Origin of the sequence: Streptomyces sp. NPDC002730, from assembly GCF_042888805.1 — a bacterium.
In the GTDB taxonomy this organism is placed as follows: domain Bacteria; phylum Actinomycetota; class Actinomycetes; order Streptomycetales; family Streptomycetaceae; genus Streptomyces.
The window spans coordinates 160799-178399 of the sequence record NZ_JBIAQG010000001.1 but is presented as its reverse complement, the minus strand read 5'-3'; the positions used below and the strand labels follow the sequence as shown (position 1 = coordinate 178399).

General features: G+C 69.8%; 22 protein-coding genes. 9 read left to right on the top strand and 13 right to left on the bottom strand.

Going from position 1 to position 17601, the window contains the following annotated elements:
- The first annotated feature begins 157 nt into the window (after positions 1 to 157).
- The 6 genes from ACFYXH_RS00895 to ACFYXH_RS00870 all read left to right on the top strand — a co-directional run bounded on the left by ACFYXH_RS00895 (position 158) and on the right by ACFYXH_RS00870 (position 3922).
- Entirely contained in the window at positions 158 to 655 is a 498-nt protein-coding gene (locus tag ACFYXH_RS00895; protein WP_389559496.1) for a hypothetical protein, read from the top strand.
- A complete protein-coding gene (locus tag ACFYXH_RS00890; RefSeq protein ID WP_389559494.1) occupies positions 652 to 924 on the top strand; it encodes a hypothetical protein in 273 nt (90 codons plus the stop codon). Before ACFYXH_RS00895 ends, ACFYXH_RS00890 begins: the two co-directional genes overlap by 4 nt.
- A complete protein-coding gene (locus ACFYXH_RS00885; RefSeq protein ID WP_389559492.1) occupies positions 908 to 1312 on the top strand; it encodes a hypothetical protein in 405 nt (134 codons plus the stop codon). The genes ACFYXH_RS00890 and ACFYXH_RS00885 overlap by 17 nt, the downstream gene beginning before the upstream one ends.
- Positions 1309 to 2031 carry a hypothetical protein gene (locus ACFYXH_RS00880; RefSeq protein ID WP_389559491.1) on the top strand — a complete coding sequence of 241 codons (723 nt, stop codon included), beginning with the start codon at positions 1309 to 1311 and terminating at the stop codon, positions 2029 to 2031. The genes ACFYXH_RS00885 and ACFYXH_RS00880 overlap by 4 nt, the downstream gene beginning before the upstream one ends.
- 141 nt (positions 2032 to 2172) lie before the next feature.
- Entirely contained in the window at positions 2173 to 3402 is a 1230-nt protein-coding gene (locus ACFYXH_RS00875) for a multiprotein-bridging factor 1 family protein (RefSeq protein ID WP_389559489.1), read from the top strand.
- A 262-nt stretch (positions 3403 to 3664) separates the two neighbouring features.
- Complete coding sequence (locus ACFYXH_RS00870) at positions 3665 to 3922, top strand: hypothetical protein (protein WP_389559488.1); 258 nt, start codon at positions 3665 to 3667, stop codon at positions 3920 to 3922.
- A 1178-nt stretch (positions 3923 to 5100) separates the two neighbouring features.
- On the opposite strand, the gene ACFYXH_RS00865 is transcribed toward ACFYXH_RS00870, so the two are convergent.
- The 8 genes from ACFYXH_RS00865 to ACFYXH_RS00830 form a co-directional block, all read right to left on the bottom strand.
- Positions 5101 to 6366 (bottom strand): ATP-binding protein, encoded by a 1266-nt coding sequence (locus ACFYXH_RS00865; RefSeq protein ID WP_389560611.1) that lies wholly within the window; start codon positions 6364 to 6366, stop codon positions 5101 to 5103.
- Positions 6367 to 6401: 35 nt separating this feature from the next.
- Complete coding sequence (locus tag ACFYXH_RS00860; protein ID WP_389559486.1) at positions 6402 to 7073, bottom strand: hypothetical protein; 672 nt, start codon at positions 7071 to 7073, stop codon at positions 6402 to 6404.
- 500 nt (positions 7074 to 7573) lie between these two features.
- Positions 7574 to 8179: a hypothetical protein gene (locus tag ACFYXH_RS00855; protein ID WP_389559484.1), complete on the bottom strand. Its 606-nt coding sequence runs from the start codon at positions 8177 to 8179 to the stop codon at positions 7574 to 7576.
- Complete coding sequence (locus ACFYXH_RS00850; protein ID WP_389559483.1) at positions 8179 to 8679, bottom strand: hypothetical protein; 501 nt, start codon at positions 8677 to 8679, stop codon at positions 8179 to 8181. Before ACFYXH_RS00850 ends, ACFYXH_RS00855 begins: the two co-directional genes overlap by 1 nt.
- A 7-nt stretch (positions 8680 to 8686) precedes the next feature.
- Positions 8687 to 8842: a hypothetical protein gene (locus ACFYXH_RS00845; RefSeq protein WP_389559481.1), complete on the bottom strand. Its 156-nt coding sequence runs from the start codon at positions 8840 to 8842 to the stop codon at positions 8687 to 8689.
- Entirely contained in the window at positions 8839 to 9126 is a 288-nt protein-coding gene (locus tag ACFYXH_RS00840) for a hypothetical protein (protein ID WP_389559479.1), read from the bottom strand. Before ACFYXH_RS00840 ends, ACFYXH_RS00845 begins: the two co-directional genes overlap by 4 nt.
- On the bottom strand, positions 9123 to 9410 hold the full coding sequence (locus ACFYXH_RS00835) for an HNH endonuclease (protein ID WP_389559477.1): 288 nt from the start codon (positions 9408 to 9410) through the stop codon (positions 9123 to 9125). Before ACFYXH_RS00835 ends, ACFYXH_RS00840 begins: the two co-directional genes overlap by 4 nt.
- Positions 9407 to 9685 (bottom strand): hypothetical protein, encoded by a 279-nt coding sequence (locus ACFYXH_RS00830; RefSeq protein ID WP_389559475.1) that lies wholly within the window; start codon positions 9683 to 9685, stop codon positions 9407 to 9409. Before ACFYXH_RS00830 ends, ACFYXH_RS00835 begins: the two co-directional genes overlap by 4 nt.
- 458 nt (positions 9686 to 10143) lie before the next feature.
- Here ACFYXH_RS00830 and ACFYXH_RS00825 point away from each other — a divergent pair, with 458 nt between their 5' ends.
- Together ACFYXH_RS00825 and ACFYXH_RS00820 are read left to right on the top strand one after the other, a co-directional pair.
- Complete coding sequence (locus ACFYXH_RS00825; RefSeq protein WP_389559473.1) at positions 10144 to 10650, top strand: methylated-DNA--[protein]-cysteine S-methyltransferase; 507 nt, start codon at positions 10144 to 10146, stop codon at positions 10648 to 10650.
- The gene (locus ACFYXH_RS00820) at positions 10647 to 11315 is read left to right on the top strand and encodes an alpha-ketoglutarate-dependent dioxygenase AlkB family protein (protein WP_389559471.1); all 669 of its coding nucleotides are present in this window, start codon (positions 10647 to 10649) and stop codon (positions 11313 to 11315) included. Before ACFYXH_RS00825 ends, ACFYXH_RS00820 begins: the two co-directional genes overlap by 4 nt.
- Before the next feature lie 121 nt (positions 11316 to 11436).
- Here the strand turns inward: ACFYXH_RS00820 and ACFYXH_RS00815 are convergent, their stop codons facing one another.
- Positions 11437 to 11706: a GlsB/YeaQ/YmgE family stress response membrane protein gene (locus ACFYXH_RS00815; RefSeq protein WP_389559469.1), complete on the bottom strand. Its 270-nt coding sequence runs from the start codon at positions 11704 to 11706 to the stop codon at positions 11437 to 11439.
- Positions 11707 to 11792: 86 nt separating this feature from the next.
- Here ACFYXH_RS00815 and ACFYXH_RS00810 point away from each other — a divergent pair, with 86 nt between their 5' ends.
- Positions 11793 to 13010: an APC family permease gene (locus ACFYXH_RS00810; RefSeq protein WP_389559467.1), complete on the top strand. Its 1218-nt coding sequence runs from the start codon at positions 11793 to 11795 to the stop codon at positions 13008 to 13010.
- Positions 13011 to 13086: 76 nt separating this feature from the next.
- Here the strand turns inward: ACFYXH_RS00810 and ACFYXH_RS00805 are convergent, their stop codons facing one another.
- The 4 genes from ACFYXH_RS00805 to ACFYXH_RS00790 form a co-directional block, all read right to left on the bottom strand.
- Positions 13087 to 13479, bottom strand: coding sequence for a YccF domain-containing protein (locus tag ACFYXH_RS00805; protein WP_389559465.1), 393 nt, complete (start codon positions 13477 to 13479; stop codon positions 13087 to 13089).
- Positions 13476 to 14339, bottom strand: coding sequence for a zinc metalloprotease HtpX (htpX, locus tag ACFYXH_RS00800; protein ID WP_389559463.1), 864 nt, complete (start codon positions 14337 to 14339; stop codon positions 13476 to 13478). Before htpX ends, ACFYXH_RS00805 begins: the two co-directional genes overlap by 4 nt.
- Before the next feature lie 145 nt (positions 14340 to 14484).
- Positions 14485 to 16026 carry an NADH-quinone oxidoreductase subunit N gene (locus tag ACFYXH_RS00795; protein WP_389559461.1) on the bottom strand — a complete coding sequence of 514 codons (1542 nt, stop codon included), beginning with the start codon at positions 16024 to 16026 and terminating at the stop codon, positions 14485 to 14487.
- Positions 16023 to 17600, bottom strand: coding sequence for a NuoM family protein (locus ACFYXH_RS00790; protein ID WP_389559460.1), 1578 nt, complete (start codon positions 17598 to 17600; stop codon positions 16023 to 16025). Before ACFYXH_RS00790 ends, ACFYXH_RS00795 begins: the two co-directional genes overlap by 4 nt.
- Between the last annotated feature and the right edge of the window lies 1 nt (position 17601).

The following is a 17601-nucleotide window of genomic DNA, read 5'->3' as shown; positions in this document are numbered from 1 at the left end:
GTTCTATAGGGGACGGGGACGCGGTCGAGCAGTCACATGCGCCACACAGACGGAACGGAACCCCATGGCCGACCACCTGAACCACGACGCCACCCGCCAGCCCTGACCGCGCGGACGGTCCAGTCCAAGCCTTACGCGCGAGAGGAGATCAACGCCGATGCCCGCACCCCTCACCCCCGAACAACGCGAGGCCGTCCTCGCTGCCGCCCGGTCCGGCGCCTCACGGAACGAGGTGGCACGACAGACCGGGGTGTCCCCAGCCAGCGTCACCCGTATCTGCACCGCGGCCGGCGTCTCCTTCGACCGCACGGCCACCGCGATTGCCGTGGAGGCCCGCGTCATTGATCAGAAGGCGGCCCGCGTGAACCTGGCGGGCAACCTGCTCGATGACGTTGCAGAGGCCCGTGTACGTCTGCACCGGACCAGCGAGCCGCGGGACTTTTTCGACCTGGCCCGCTCCGTCGCAGTGCTCACGAACGCGCACGTACGGATCATCAGCGTGGACGGGCCGCCGGACGAGTCCGCGGAAGTGGGCAGCATGCTCGGCAACCTCTTCAAGATGCTCCAGGCGCAGCACGGGGCCGATCAGGAGCAGTACCCCGAGGCGACGCGCCCGCCAGTTCTGGAGCCTCCGCAGGGGGACGACCAGCCATGAACCAAGGGCAGATCCGGGACCGTGTATGGGCGATCCTCGCCACCATTGCTGACGACCGGTACGAGGACGTTGACGCGCTCCTGGTCGACCTCAACGAGGACGACCTCGGGCACGTCGTATCCGGCCTCGCAGCCCTCGCCGTGGGCTTCCTGATGCCGCGCGGCACCCGCTGGCAGGACACCGGCCGACGCTCCCGTGCCGCTGACGCGCTGCGGGCCGAGCTGCTGCACCGCGCAGCCGAGGGGCCGCATGGTGACGACGTCGCATAGGCCAGCGGTCATCGAGGCCGGCGGCGTGTTCCTGCCCGCAGAGGTCTGCCACCCCCTGTGGCTGGCTCTGCGCGCGCAGCTGGCCCGGCATCGCGCGGACGGGGGACAGGTCCGGCCCGAAGTCGCCGCGGCTCTCGACGCGTTGCGCGCGGCGGGCCTCGAACACCTCACGTCCGCGAGCGGACATGCGGAGCGGACACCAGCGGACATCGGCGCACCCTCAACGCGTGCCCTGGTCACCACCGAGGAGCTTGCCGGCCGCCTCGGGGTGACCGGTCGGCACCTTCGGCGCCTGGCTGCACAGCACGGCGTTACGGCCGCCGCACGGGGGCTGTGGCATCCCGACGACGCCGAGCACCTCGCCCGCTCCCACAGGAAGGCCGCATGATGCCCCCCAAGCCGATGCCCACACACGACCAGGACCCAGACGTCACGGCCGCCCGCGAGGCACAGACCGCGTACCTCGCCGCCGTCCAGACCGCCCGGTCCGAGTACCGGCTGTCCGACCTCGCGAAGGCCGAGGCGGTCGATGCCGCGTACACCACGTACGTCACGGCGCTTCAGACCGCGTGGGACGGGCTCACGGAGCGGCGCAGAGCCCGCCTGGAGCACCTGGAGCAGCTCGTTCCCATCGGGCCGGGCATCCCCGCGGACGCAACCCCAGCGGACCGTGCTGTCCTGATGACCGCCTTCCGAGCCGCCTTCGACAAGGCCAACTCGACCGACCGGCCCGGCCGCGTACGCATGCTCCAGGACGCGGAGCGGTGGGACGACGACGCCGCACGCCGCGGTGCCCTCACGGCGATCGTGGACAACTCGGAGTGGCACGCCATCCGCGATTGGGCGAACCAGCACCTGACAACGGCCGGCTACCTCGAAGAGGTGACAGAGCTGCGGGCAGCTCTCGCGGGCACGTCCACGAAGCCAGATCACCGGCTCGCGGTGCAGGCGTGCCGCGCCGTACGGCCGCCGCAGGAGGTACAGGCCCTGCCTCAGCTCATCCGCCTTCGGGACGCGAGGGAGACAGAGGGACAGCGGACGTCCGCGGCCGCCCGAACGCACAGCGTGGCGCACTCCCGCTTTCCGCAGCCCGGCCGTTTCGCCTAACCCCTCGCCCGTCCTTCGGGGCGGGCCGCCCGTGATGCACGACGCCCCCTCCAGGCAGAGCCAGGAGGGGGCGCATTCGTCATTTCCCCTTCAAAGAAGGGGAGTAGCGTTCTGAGTGTCTAGGTCAGAACGGAGCCCAGTATGCCCGATCCCAACGACACTCAGGCAGACGTACGCACCTTCGGCGAGCGCGTCCGGCGCGCACGAGAGCGCAAGGGCGTAACACGCGCTACAGCGGCCGCACGCGTCGGCAAGTCCTACGAATGGTGGAAGGCGATCGAGTCAGGCCGCCTGCGCATGCCGCGCCTGCCCATGCTGATGCGCATGGCCGACGTCCTCGATGTTCAGTCCCTCGCCGACCTCACGGGCGACGACCGCGTCACCGCATCCACCTACCGCAACGTCGCTCACCCCTCACTCCAGCGGGTGAAGAACTCCCTCACCACCTACACCTTCCAGACAGCAGGCGACGAGCCACCCCGAGCCGCCGAACTGGCCGCCCGCGTACGGCAGGCGTGGCTCATGTGGCACGGCATCGGCGACCACCGCACCAATGTGGCTGACGTGCTGCCCGGCCTGCTCGCCGACGCTCAACACGCCAGCCGCGCGCTGGAAGGCACAGAACGGCGCCGGGCCCTGGCGGCGCTCGCTGAGACCTACCACCTCACTCAGCTGTATCTCAGCTTCCAGCCCGCCCCCGAGCTGGTCATGCTGACCGGCGACCGAGCCATGGCCGCCGCGCAGGACGCAGACAGCCCACAGGCCATCGCCGGGGCCGCCTGGTACATGAACCACATCTACCGGGACGCGGGCGAGGCGCACGAGGCGCGCGTCGAGCTGGCGATGAAGGCCGCCGAGCTGCTGCGCCCGGACCGCGGCGAGGAGGACACGGCCCGGCACGGTCTGCTGCACCTGGCGGCGGCACTGTCGTACGCGAAGGTCGGCAAGAAGGGCAGCGCCGAGTACCACTGGAACAAGGCGGACGACGCGGCGCGCACCCTTGGCGACGCCTACAGCCACCCTTATCTGATCTTCGGGCGGGGCATGGTGGACGCCTATCAGCTGACGATGAACGTGGACATGGCCCAGAGCGGGCCCGCTGTTGCGGCCGCCGCAAATCTGGACTTGGAGACCATGCCCTCGGCCACCCGCCGCGGCTTCCATTCCATCGAGCAGGCCCGTGCGCACAGCCTTGCGGGCGAGGACGTCGCGGTCGTGCACTTCCTCAGCCGCGCTTACGAGACGTCACCGGAGACGGCGCGCTACAACCTCTTCGCCCGCAGCACGGTTGCGGACCTTGTGGAGTCGGGGCCGGCGGCGATCCGGCCGACCGCGCGGACGCTCGCGCGGGAGTGGGGGGTACCTGCGTAGGTACAACTTGTACCGAAACCAAGGGGGTACGGACCGTACCCATGAGGTGACTCACACGGGCCTACCGTCAGTAAGGAGCTGATCACTGACGGCTGGGGAGACAACCCGTGATGACGATCAAGGTGTACCGAGTGGGCCGCGACGGGCAGAAACGCTCTGCCGGGGCGACCGTCACTGTGCCGAAGGGCGACGCCGACCGGATCCCCGAGAGCCTTGCCTATCCGGACTGCTCCTGTCCTCGCTGCCGGGTGAGGGCGACGTCATGAGGTCGGTCATCAAGCTTGCCGACTGGATCCTCGGCATCGACCGTACGGCCGGCGCGTCCGGGCCGATCTTCGAGCTGGCATGCACGACGTGCGGCGAGGGTTCGCAGGCCAGCGACAGCAAGACGGACCCGGAGCTGTGGGCGCTGGGGCACACGGGCCGGAACACGGATCACCGCTCGTTCCGTGCGACGACGACAGCCTTCTTCCGCACCGTGCCCGCCCCGGGCAACCCGCTGCACCGGGAGGAGTCGTGATCTGCGCCCGCTGCCAGCAGCCCATCAGCCGCGACCAGGACTACGAGACGCTGCAAAAGTTCTCCGACTCCGGCGCCGGGCCTGACCTCCACGTCCACAAAGTCTGCCCGCCGAACCGATGAGCCCCTGATCCCCGTGCCCGCGCGCTACTCCGATAGGGCCGCGCGGGCGCGGAAGCGAGACGCCCGGTTGGCAGAGCAGTACGGGCGTCTCGCTGCCTGGCCCCGGTCTGCCACTCGTCCCCCGTCATGGGGCAGGCCGGGGCCATCGAGCGGCCCCCGAAGCGCGTACGCGTGTCCGCGCCTCGGGGGCCGTTCTTTGTTCCGGGACCGTCAGCACTGCATATGGCCACGATCCGAGCGGGGGCAACGACTCGCGGGTCCCGTGCCACGGTTGCCGTATGGAACGAGAGCGAGCACGCAGATGCACCCAGTCCGAGCACAACAACATGCGCCGCAGCCCCTGCCCCGCTTGCGGCCACCGATACCGCCCTGCGTGGACTCCGGTCCCGGATCTGAAGGGCGGCGAACTTGACCCGGTCGGCACTCTGATGTGGGACTGCCCCCGAGAGCTCTGCGACTACAGCCCGGACCTGTAGAGCCATCCGCAGAAGAGACCCCGACCCACGCTGCACCGAGGTGCACAACGACGGCGCGCACGCAGGCCCCCGCAGGAGAGTTGCGGGGGCCTGCGTGCTGCTGCTGCGGGCTGGGGACGATCAGTGGCTGTGCGGCGGGTACCACCAGCCACAGACCGCGCAGTACACGAGATCAGCGGCGGCGCTCAGCAGGCGTCGGATCATGAGTCATCCACGTCCCCGCGCACCTGATGAGAACCTCTGAAAACAACCAGTGCTGCTCTTCGTTCCCCAGTGGGGTGCCTGGGGCAACTGTGACGGGGCCGCCCGCTTGTGAAGTGTGCGGACCGTGACGCCCCGTCAAGGGCGCCTGCGGCGTCGCTACGCGATGAGCGTGACGGTGACCTGGCCGGCGAAGCCACCCGCGTCTCCATCCGCATGCGCGGCCTGCTCACGCAGATCCATCCGCACCTGGCATCGTGCTTCAACGCTGGTGGCCGGCATAGTCCACGGCGCCCCCGCCCGCCAAGCCCTGATCGCCGCCGTCAACAGGGACCAGGCGCTGAACCTCAATGCGTCGTCCCAACAAACCACCGTTGGTCTATGAGTTGCCGGGGATGTTGGCTGGTGAAGCGGCTACTCCGGGCTCGGCGGGGAGTGCGAGTTCGGCGACGGCTCCGCCGTCAGGCGCGTTCGAGAACCGCAGCGCGGCCCCGAGGATTTGGGCTTGCCCGATGGCGATGGTCAGCCCGAGGCCGTGACCGGTTTTCTTGCCGCTGCTGGACTGGCTCCTGAACCGCTGGGGGCCGTGGTCGAGGAGATAGCCAGGGTAGCCGTCCCCGTGGTCCCGCACGGTGATGACCTGGCCTTCGACTGTCAGGACCACCGGCAGACGGCCGTGTTTGTGGGCGTTGGAGACGAGGTTCCCCAGCACACGCTGGAGCCTTCGCTGGTCGGTCTCCACCCGGGTGTCCCGCTTAATGCGGACCTCGGCCTCCAGCCCGGTGGCCAGCACCGCCCGCTCGGCCAGCGGCCCCAGTTGATGAACGTCGATGTCGGCCTGCTCCACCTCCGCATCCAAGCGGGAGATCTCCAGCAGATCCTCGGTCAGTCGGCCCATGGTCCGGATACGGTCCTGCACCATCTCGGTCGGTCGGCCGGGCGGGAGCAGCTCTGCCGCCACGCGCAGCCCGGTGAGCGGGGTGCGCAGCTCATGAGCCACGTCGGCGGTGAAACGCTGCTCGCTGTGCAACTTGGCCTGCAAGGTGGCGGCCATCGCGTCGAGTGCGGCCGCCACCGCGGCTGCCTCGTCCTGGGCATATTCGGGACGTAGGACACAGGGATCGTCCACGCGGGCGTCGAGATCACCGGTGCTGATTCTGCGAGCCACCTGGGCGGTGTGGCGCAGCCGACGGGTGATACGGGAGACGGCGAGCAGCCCGACGATGAGTGTGAGGGCGATCGCGAGGGCTGAAGAGCCGATGATGGCCCGGTCCAGCCCGCGGAGCGCGGCGGCTTGCTGGGTGTAGTCGACATGGATGGCCAGCGCCTTGCCGTCGGCGGGGGCGACGGCCCACATTGCCGGGCGGCCCTTGTGGTCGGCGAGCTGTGTGCCGCGCTCATCCCGCAGTGCCATGGCGCGGAGCGAGGCGGGGAGGTCCGCGGGATTCACCGCGGCGTTGCGGCCGAGGGGTTCCCCGGCGACGTACGCGTCTGCGACGGAGTCCAGTTCGGTCAAGGCCGCACTGCGGGCCTGGCTTTCGATCTGCCGGCCGACCAGGATGTGTACCAGGACGCCGACCACCGCGGCGAGAACGCAACACATGACGATGACGAAGACGGCGAACTTCCAGTAGAGCGTCGCCATCCAGGCGGGCAGGCGCAGCCGCGCCCGGCGGGCGCTCACGGCGTGCGCTTCGGGGCGGGGGCGGCGGAGTCTGCTTGGTCGAACTCCATTGCGCGCAGGGCCATGGTTTGCTTCCGGGCGTCCCACCCGTACACCGTGCGCATCTCGTACCCGGGCGTGCCCGTGGGCTCCCGCAGGATCAGATCGCCGTTCGCGATCTCCACCGACCCCACAGCCGAGCCGGCATCCATGATCCAGGTCACCACCCCGTCGTTGAGCTTGAAGACCCACAGTGCCAGGGAATCGTCCGGCGTCTCGATGCCGACTATCAAATCGACCTCCCCATCGCCCGTCAGATCCCGGTACTGCGGTGTCCACACCGGACAGTGCGCCGGCTCGGAGGCGCATGCGTCGATCTTCCGCGTGGTGTCGGCGTCGAACAGCGGCTCCCCGTCGAAAGCGGAACCCGCGGCCACCTGCGCCCTCACGACGGTGAGCAGGTTCGCCTTGCGGATGTCCCCCGATGGCACGCGGGGCACCCCAGGAACGGCCGCAGGCAGGTCCTCCCCCCGTCCGGGCTCGGGTTGCGACGCGCGCTTCCGATCGGGCCACAGCTGCGCCGGGGCGGAGGCGGCCGACGTGCGGCCGGCGCTCACGGGCTCCCCGCTCGCCGTACAGCTGCTCACCAGCAGGACCACGCCCGTCACTGCGATGGCGAACGACGTCATCCGTACATGCCCGGGGGGTGACAAGGAACGGAGAAGAGTCACATCTTTTCCAACCGTGGTACGGGCTAAGCCTGTTCGGATCATAATCGTACGGGTGCACGGTTGTAGCCGCGGAACGCAGGCGGGCGCCGCAGCGGTTGGCGGGGGGTGCGGCGTCCCTCAGCGGGCTTGCGGGCTACTGCCCAGGCCGAGGCCGCCCGTGCTCGTTGTGCTCGGCGTGTCAGGCGTCGATGTCGGCCTGGCGGCAGGCCGAGAGGTCCGGACCTGGATTCGCTGGCGAGCGATCGCTGAGATCGTCCAGCCCTGCCGACGCAGAGCATGAGCGTCCACGTCTTCCTCCTGCGCGAGCATTCAGGCCCCCGAACAGGCCGTACTTCATGCGCACGCAGGCCCTCCCGTTGAACACCCACCCACTCCGACACACCGAGCAAATGGGGAGATCAACAGAGCAGGTTTGCCCCCACCTCAGAGCACCCGGTGGTCACTTTCAGGGAGCGTCATCACACCGGGTAGACGGTGATCTGAGCCCCTTCTGCCGTGCGCTCCACTCGCGGGGTAGTTGGGTAGTTGTCGCTGGTCAACCCGGCAGGGGAGGGGTTGTGGACCTTGCCCGAGGGAGGGGATAGCTGTACGTCCCACACGGCCGTGAGGTCGTCCACGTGCACCCCGATCGACACCGAGCCCGCGACCTTCAGCGAGTCACGGACGGGGATGCCGAGCCGCTCGACGACCGCGCGCACGTCGGTCACGTCCCAGTCGAGATGCATGTCTGCGGCGTGCAGTCCGGCCAGCAGCTCGGCGAGGAGCACGCCGTTGCGGTCGCCGATCTGGTCGCGGATCCACTGGACGAACGCGGCCTGAGCCGCCTGCGCGCGCGCCTCCGCCGCGCCCGTACGCCACGCTGCGACGCACCAGCCGCCAGCCAGGGCCCACATGAGGCCCGGCGCGGCCAGAGCCATGCCGCCGAGCATCCACGTTCCGGCGAGCGTCCCGGTCAGACGACCGGCAGCGGCCTTCCCCGTGCCGGGCAGCAGCCATCGGCCGAACTGGCGGGCCAGCAGCCCCGATCCGCCTGCGATGCGCGCCAGTACGCGCCGCAGGCCCATCACAGCACTGCCATGAGGCTGAGGCCGAGGAGGTTCGCCCCGGACGCGAGCGGTACCGCGGCGGCCCCGGCGATCGCACCGGACAGGCCGAGGCAGATGCCGCACACAACACCCGCGGCGAGCTTGCCGTTCGGGACCTTGCCCGCGAACTTCCACAGGCCGATCAGGGTGACGGTCAGCAGGATGACGATGGCGTGCCCGCCGTTTGTCAGTGCCATCTGCGAGGCGCGGGTGACGTTCTGCGTGCCACCGCCGACGCCCCACACGAGGGTCAGGTCACCGAGGCCGTTCGCGCCCCACAGGGTGATGTCCGCGATCGAGCCGAGGATGCCGCCGGCGGACAGGACGAGGAGCATGCCGTAGGCGAGGGCGAGCAGGAACGGGGCGATCGCGGAGGGGCGCCGCTTCTCGCGGAACACCCACTTGAGGACGGTCAGGAGGAGCAGGGCCAGGCCGACGACGACGCCGCCGAGGGTAACGATGTTGGTGGTGATGTTCACGGTGTCCTCAGTGGAGGATGGCGACGCCGAGCGCCGCGAGAGTCAAGATCAGGGCGACGGTGCCTGTAATACGGGGCACGTCGTGGAGCGCGACGGCGCAGAGGCCGAACAGCGCGAGCAGCGCGGAGCCAGCGAAGAACGCGGCGAGCAGCAACCGGCTCACCCCGTCCCGGACGGGCTCGTATTACGCGGGTCCGCGGGCGCGACGGGGGCTGTCATACGCGCGTCGTACGGGGCCAGTCCGCAGTCTGTGACCTGCGGCATGACGCCTTCGGGGTAGTGACCGGACTCCCACGCGTGGCGCCACGCCCCGGCGATCAGGGAGACCGCTTCACGGACGGCGTCTGACGCTGTAATACCGGCGCGCATCATCACGGCGAGGTCGTCATACAGCGTCTCGTCGACGCGCACTGACAGGCCCTTGCCGGGCTTCGGCGGGGTGCTCACGCAGCCACCCCCCATGCGTCACGGCCGCCGAGGAGCAGCACCAGGCCGAGCGGCAGCGCCGAGCCCTTCGCCCCGTTGCAGGGCTCGCAGGCGAGCACCAGGTTGAAGGGCCGGTTGGTGGGCCACAGGCAGTACGGGACGTAGTGGTCGAGCGTCGCCATCGTGACGTCCGCGAACGGCGTACGGCAGTAGAAGCAGCGGCGGCCGTCGCGGCGGGCGAGGCGATAGCGCAGGGCTCGGCCTCGCTCGCCTCGGATGCAGCCGGCGCGGTGACGGCGGCTCACTGGGTGGCCTCGGTGCGCGGGGTGCCGTAGTGGCGGTAGCCGGTGGGCGGGTGCTCGGCGAGTCGCTCCCGCAGATACGCCACGGTCCACTCGATGCCGAGCGGGTTGCCGTCCAGCGTGCTGCGCAGGGCGATCACGGTGTGCATCACGCGGTCGGCGAGCACGCGGGCGTGCTGCTCGCTGTCTCCGAGGGTGGCGGGGTGGGGGATTTCGAGGGCTTCGAGGACGGCGGCGAGGAGATCGCGTACGTCGTGGGGCTGGGTAAGGTCACGCATGGGTCTGGACTCCCTTGATGCGAAGGGGCTTCGGATCAAGGCGCCGTCGTGATGTTCGAGCATCCGGCGGCGCCGCCGTGTCCACAGGGTGTGGACCGGCGGGAGTGCGGAGGGTCGCGGGCACCCGAGGGCACATCGAGGGCACCAGGCGCCGCGTAACACTGTGAAATGGTGGCAAATACTGTCAGTAGTTTCTGCACGTCAAACCCCCTTTCGGTGGTCACGTGCAGGTCAGGAGCTCATCCGGTAAGTACGTGAACTACCGCTGACTCCGGCGGGGCGCGCCGGGCGGACCGGGGGCGGAGCGGCTCGGTCGCTCGGCCCCCGCCCTGTGCAGGTGTGACGTCCAACCCCGCCCTGTGCAGGTGTGACGTCCAAATCCCGCCAGCTTCGGCGGGGCCGGGGTCGCAGACTCGTAGGCGTAGGACGCAGGACACGCTGCGAGGGAAGGACAAGCCATGACGGTCTACGCGACCATCGACAGCCCGCTGGGCGCTTTGCTGCTGGTCGGCGAGGAGTCCGCCACGGCGAAGGGCGGCACCGCACTCGCCTCGCTCTCACTGCCCGGACAGAAGGGCGCCCCCGTCGTCCAGGACGGGTGGCGGCGTGCCCCGGAGTCCTTCGAGGAGATCGGCACCCAGCTCACGTCGTACTTCGAGGGCCGGCTGACGCACTTCGAGATCGAGTACGTCGACGGCGGAACGGCGTTCCAGCGGCGCGTGTGGCAGGCACTGGAGGAGATTCCGTACGGGGAGACGGCGACGTACGGGGAGATCGCCGCGCGGGTCGGCACATCGGCGGTGGGCGTGCGCGCCGTGGGGACGGCGATCGGTCGCAATCCGCTGCTGGTCGTACGGCCGTGCCACCGGGTGATCGGGGCGGACGGGGCGCTTCGGGGGTACGCGGGCGGGCTTGAGCGCAAGGAGCGGCTCCTCGGGCTCGAAGGCGCCCTGGCGGCATCGTGAGCGGAACCCTGTTCCCGAGGGAACGGGCGGTCGTCGCCCCCGGCGCCGTGCATGTGCCGGGGTGGCTCCCCTTGGACCGGCAGCGGGAACTGGTCGAGGCATGCCGGAGCTGGGCGCGCGGTCCCGTACCGCTTCGGCACACCGCGCTGCCGGGCGGCGGCGTGATGTCCGTACAGACCGTGTGCGTCGGATGGCACTGGCAGCCGTACCGGTACTCCCGTACCGCGGACGATGTGAACGGCGCACGGGTCGCCGAATTCCCGGACTGGCTGGTGGACTTGGGGCGTAGGGCACTGGTCGAGGCGTACGGGGAGGATCAGGGTTGCTCCCCCGCCGAGTACAGCCCCGACACCGCGCTGATCAACTTTTATGACGGCGCGGCGAGGATGGGCATGCACCGGGACAAGGAGGAACGGTCCGGTGCGCCGGTGGTGTCGCTGAGCATCGGCGACAGCTGCGTCTTCCGGTTCGGCAACACCGAGACGCGGGGGCGGCCGTACACGGATGTGGAGCTGGCGTCCGGGGACCTGTTCGTCTTCGGAGGCCCGTCGCGCTTCGCGTACCACGGGGTGCCGAAGGTGTACGCGGGGACGGCCGACCCGGCGACGGGGATGAGCGGTGGACGCCTGAACATCACCCTGCGGGAGACCGGACTGCCGGACTGAGCGGACCCGGGGCGGGCTCCGGTTCGAGCCGGGTCCGAGTCGATGGTGCGCGTCCGCGTCCGGGCCCGCTTCCGGGCCCGCGTCCGGATGCGGACCATGCAGGGCCCGGAAGCGGCGCCGGCTAGCGCGAGCGGGAGTGGCCGAACACGATCCGGTAGGCGATCAGCAGGACGAGCGCGCCGCCGATGGCCGCGGCCCAAGTGGCGCCGTCGTAGAACTCATTGGTGATCGGCCGGTCCAGGAAGCGGGCCGATATCCAGCCGCCCGTGAAGGCACCGGCGATACCGATGAGAGTGGTGCCGATCAGGCCGCCCGGGTCGCGTCCCGGGAGCAGGATCTTGGCTATGGCCCCGGCAAGCAGTCCGAGGATGAGCCAGCTGATGATTCCCATGCCGTGAACCTGCCTTTCGTACGGTGTTGCCGTGGAGGACGCAGGCCGGACACGGCGTGGTTGCGGAGATCAGTAGCCTGCGACGCATGGCACAGGAGTTGCGGCGGTCACTGGGGGTCTTCGACGCGGTCGTGATCGGGCTGGGGTCGATGGTCGGGGCGGGCATCTTCGTGGCGCTGGGCCCGGCGGCCAGTGCTGCCGGGTCGGGGCTGTTGCTCGGCCTGGCGCTGGCCGCGGTGGTCGCGTACTGCAACGCCATGTCGTCGGCAAGGCTCGCCGCCCTGTATCCGGCATCCGGCGGGACCTACGTGTACGGACGGGAGCGGCTCGGCGCGTTCTGGGGGTATCTGGCGGGCTGGGCGTTCGTCGTGGGGAAGACGGCATCGTGTGCGGCGATGGCGCTGACGGTCGGGGCCTACGCGTGGCCGGGGCAGGCGCACGCGGTGGCGGTCGCCGCGGTGGCGGCGCTGACTGCCGTGAACTATGGGGGCGTTCAGAAGTCGGCGTGGCTGACGCGGGCGATCGTGGCTGTGGTGCTGGCGGTCCTCGCGGCGGTCGTGGTGGTCTCCCTCGGGTCGGGGGCTGCGGACTTCGGACGGCTGGACGTGGGCGCGGACGCCTCGGCCGGCGGGGTGCTGCAGGCGGCGGGGCTGCTGTTCTTCGCCTTCGCCGGGTACGCGCGGATCGCCACGCTGGGCGAGGAGGTGCGCGATCCGGCACGTACCATCCCGCGCGCCGTCCCGCTGGCGCTGGGCATCGCTCTGGTGGTCTATGTGTGCGTCGCGGTCTCCGTCCTCTCTGTGCTGGGAGCCGGTGATTTGGGGCGGGCGACAGCTCCGCTCGTCGATGCCGTACGGGCGGCGGGCGCCCAGTGGCTGGCGCCCGTCGTTCGGGTGGGGGCCGCGGTGGCGGCGCTCGGGTCTCTGCTCGCGCTGATTCTCGGCGTCTCCCGTACGACGCTGGCGATGGCCCGGGACGGCCATCTGCCGGGAGCGCTGGCCGCCGTGCACCCGCGGTTCCAGGTGCCGCACCGTGCGGAGCTGGCCGTGGGGGCGGTCGTCGCGGTGGTGGCGGCGACGGCGGATGTGCGTGGGGCGATCGGCTTTTCGTCGTTCGGAGTGCTGGTGTACTACACAATCGCCAACGCCTCGGCCTGGACGCTGAGTTCCCGGGGCCGAGTAGTGGCGAGTACTGGCCTTGTCGGTTGCCTGGTGCTGGCTTTCGCGCTACCACTGTCGTCTGTGGCCGCGGGCGCGGCAGTGCTGGCGGTGGGCGCGGTGGTGTACGGGGTGCGGCGGCTCTGAAGCCTCACATTCGGGCGCGGAACTCCGCCCGGCACGGCCCGGCTACGAGGGCGGTCGGCGAAGGGCCGTTCCGCGCCTAACGAGAGGTGAACGGCTGGTCCGTGCGGACGATCTCCTTGCCGAAGGGCAGCAGGGAGACCGGGATCAGCTTGAAGTTGGCGATGGCCAACGGGATGCCGATGATCGTGATGAACAGGGCGATGCCGGTGACGATGTGGCCCAGTGCCAGCCACCAGCCGGCCAGGACCAGCCACAGCACATTGCCGACGCAGGACGGCGCGCCGGCGTCGCGGCGCTCGACCACGGTGTAGCCGAAGGGCCAGAGAGCGTAGATACCGATACGGAACGCGGCCAGGCCGAAGGGGATGCCGATGATGGTGATGCACAGCAGCAGTCCGGCGAACAGGTAGCCGAGGAACATCCAGAAGCCGCACAGGATCAGCCATATGACGTTCAGGATTGTCTTCACGGTCGGTGACCTGCCATTTGCTCGAGTCTGGCGATGCGCTCCGCCATGGGTGGGTGGGTGGAGAACATTCTGGAGAGCCCCTGGCCTGGACGGAAGGGATTCGCGATCATCATATGGCTCGCAGTCTCCAGCCGCGGCTCGGGCGGCAGCGGCAACTGCTTCGTACCGGCGTCGAGTTTGCGCAGGGCGCTCGCCAGGGCGAGCGGGTCGCCGGTGAGCTGAGCGCCCGAAGTGTCGGCCTCGTACTCGCGCGAACGGCTGACGGCGAGCTGGATCACGGAAGCGGCCAGCGGGCCCAGGATCATGACCAGCAGCATGCCGACGAGGCCCGGACCCTCGTCGTCGTCGGAGCGGCCGATGGGGATCAGCCAGGCGAAGTTCACCAGGAACATCACCACGGAGGCGAGCGCGCCGGCGACCGAGGAGATGAGGATGTCGCGGTTGTAGACATGGCTCAGCTCGTGGCCGATGACGCCGCGCAGCTCGCGTTCGTCGAGGATCCGCAGGATCCCCTCGGTGCAACAGACCGCGGCATTGCGCGGGTTGCGGCCGGTGGCGAAGGCATTGGGGGCCTGGGTCGGCGAGATGTAGAGGCGGGGCATGGGCTGGCGGGCGGCGGTCGACAGCTCGCGGACGATGCGGTAGAGCGCGGGTGCCTCGAATTCACTGACGGGGCGGGCGCGCATGGCCCGCAGCGCCAGCTTGTCGCTGTTCCAGTAGGCGTACGCATTGGTGCCGAGCGCCACGAGGAGCGCGACGAGCAGGCCCGTACGGCCGAAGAAGCTGCCGATGACGAGGATGAGTGCGGACAGTCCCCCGAGGAGTACGGCGGTCTTCAGCCCATTGTGCCGGCGGTGCACGGTACGCCCTCCAAATGGTGCGGCAGGGGACCCTTTGCGTGGTGCTGCTCACTGTTCAGTGGACCCTTCTCTACTGGTCAACGCCAGGCGAAGGAGGCTAGTTCCCTTGTGCGCTCGGCCCTGGGCTGGGCCGTTCGGGTGGCGCTCAGAACAGGCTGCTCGCAGCGAAGCGAAGAACCAGCTGGGGGTAGCCGGAGAGGACGACACCGACGACGGCGGTCAGGACGATGGCGACAGTGACCGGCGTCGGGGCGCTGCTGCGGACCGGTTCGGCCGTCTCGGCACCCTCTTCGGCGGTCTCCGTGACAGCCTCCGGGGCTCGGAAGAGGATCGCCGTCCACTGCAGGTAGTAGTAAAGGGCGATCACGACATTGATGGCCATGACGACGGCCAGCCAGCCGAGGCCCGCTTCGACGGCCGAGGAGAAGACGGTCACCTTGGCGAACAGGCCGATGATGCCGGGCGGCAGACCGGCGAGGCAGAGCAGGAAGAAGCCCATGGCGAGGGCGACGAGCGGTCGGGTGGCGTAGAGGCCGCGGTAGTCGGAGATCCGGTTCAGCGGCTTCGTACGGGCGACGAGCGCCGCGACCGCGAAGGCCCCGAGGTTCACCACGGCGTACATGAGGGCGTACGCGACGGTCGCGCCGATCTGGTCGTCGCTGGAGTACGCCGCGGCCGCGATCGGCACCAGGAGGTAGCCGGCCTGCGCCACGGAGGACCAGGCCAGCAGGCGTACCGCGCTCCACGCGCGCGTGGCCGACTGGCGCAGCGCCGCGACATTGCCCGCCGTCATGGTGAGACCGGCGAGGACGGCGATGGCCGGACCCCAGACGTCGGCGTAAGCGGGGAACGCGATGACCGTCACCAGGATGAGTCCGGAGAACCCGACCGCCTTTCCGACGACGGAGAGATACGCGGCGACGGGCAGTGGGGCGCCCACATAGGTGTCGGGGACCCAGAAGTGGAAGGGGACCGCGGCCGTCTTGAAGGCGAAGCCGACGAGGGTCAGGGCGACGCCTGTCTTGGCGAGGGTGCCCAGCTGACCGGGGACGTTGTCGAGTCCGGCGGCGACCTGCGTGAGGTGGAGGGTGCCCGTCGCGGCGTACACGAAGCTCACGCCGAGGAGCATCACAGCAGTCGCGGTGACCGAGGAGAGGAAGAACTTCAGGGCTGCTTCGCTGGACAGCCGGTCTCCGCGCCTGAGGCCGACGAGCGCGAAGGCGGGCAGCGAGGCGACCTCGAGGGCGACGACGAGGGTGGCGAGGTCGCGCGAGGCGGGCAGCAGGGCGGCGCCGGCCGCGGAGGAGAGCAGCAGGAACCAGAACTCCCCTGCGGGAAGCTTGCTCCTGGTGTCGTGGAACGACAGCAGCCCGGTGAGCAGCGCGCCCCCGAGCACCAGGAACTGGATGACCAGCGCGAAGTGATCGGCGGTGTAGCTGCAGGCGTCGGCGTCCGTCGTGAGGCAGAACGTCGCGCGGTTGCCCTTGCGCAGCGGCAGGAGGGTGATGAGCGCGGCGACGAGGCCGGCGATCGCGACGACGCCGAGCAGCGGCTTGCGCTTCTCGGGCACGAAAAGGTCGGCGACGAGCACGATCAGGGCGACCACCGCGGTGATGGTGGGCGGCGCGATCGTGAGCCAGTCGACGGACTGGACGAGGCTGGTGACGCTGTCGGCTGCCACGGTCACGACTTGCCTCCTGCGAGGAGCTTCTGCACGGCCGGGTCGGTGAGGCCGAGGAGGACCGCGGGCCACAGTCCGGCGAGGACGGTGAGGGCGACGAGCGGGGTCCAGGCGGCGAATTCGTACGTCTGGATGTCGGCGAGCTCCGGTGTCCCCTCGGCGGGCTTCGCGCCCATGCAGACACGGCGTACGACGACGAGGAGGTACGCGGCGGTGAGCAGCGTGCCGAAGCCGGCGATCGCCATGAAGGTGAGGAAGGCGGGGCGGCTGAGCCCGTCGGCGGGGCGGAAGGCACCGAACATCGCGAGCATCTCGCCCCAGAATCCGGCCAGGCCCGGTAGCCCGAGGGAGGCGACGGCGCCGAAGGCGAGAAAGCCACCGAGGCGCGGGGCGCGGCCGTAGAGCGCGGCGCCGGTTGCGCCGGCGAGGGTGTCGAGGTCGGCCGTGCCGTAGCGGTCCTTGAGCGCTCCGACCAGGAAGAAGAGCAGGCCGGTGATGAGGCCGTGGGCGATGTTGGCGAAGAGCGCGCCGTTGACGCCGGTGGGGGTCAACGTGGCGATGCCGAGGAGCACGAAGCCCATGTGGCCGACGGAGGAGTATGCGATCAGTCGCTTGAGATCGCCGCCCGCACCCTGCTTGGCAAGTGCGAGGCAGGCGAGGGATCCGTAGACGATGCCGGCGACGGCGAAGGCGGCGAGATACGGCGCGAAAGTGTGCATGCCGTCGGGGGCGATGGGGAGCACGATACGGACAAATCCATACGTACCCATCTTCAGCAGCACGCCGGCGAGCAGGACGGAGCCGACAGTCGGCGCCGCGGTGTGGGCGTCCGGGAGCCAGCTGTGCAGCGGCCACATCGGAGTCTTCACGGCGAGGCCGATCCCGATCGCCAGAACCGCGATGACCTGCACGGATACGCTGAGCCCACGGCCGTTGTCAGTGGCGAGTGCCACCATGTCGAAGGTGCCGGTCTTCAGCCCGATCAGCAGCAGGCCGAGCAGCATCACGACGGAGCCGAGCAGCGTGTAGAGGATGAACTTCCAGGCGGCGGACTGCCGCGCCTCGCCGCCCCAGCGGGCGATGAGGAAGTACATCGGGATGAGGACGATCTCGAAGGCCAGGAAGAAGAGCAGCAGATCGAGGACGGCGAAGGTCGCGAGAGTCCCGGATTCGAGGACGAGCAGCAGCGCGACGAAGGCCTTCGGGGACGGGCCCGAAGGCATCTTGAAGTAGCTGTACAGCGCGCAGAGGAAGGTCAGCAGCGCGGTCAGGACGACAAGGGGGAGAGAAATGCCGTCGATGCCGAAGTGGATCCGCACATCGAGTGCGGCGATCCAGCTGATGTCCGTCGTGGCCTGCATCTTGGACGGCTGGTCATGGTCGAAGCCGAGCGCCAGGACGATCGCGGCGACGAGGATCACGCCGGTGACGGTCACGCCGTGGCGCAGGACCGCCTGGTCCGGGCTCTTGCCGCGCAGCCCGGGCGGGGCGGGCAGGAGCGCGGCCGCGGCGCCGACGAGCGGGCCGACGACGATGAACGCGAGAAGGAACTGCATCACGGACTCGCTGATATCGATCACG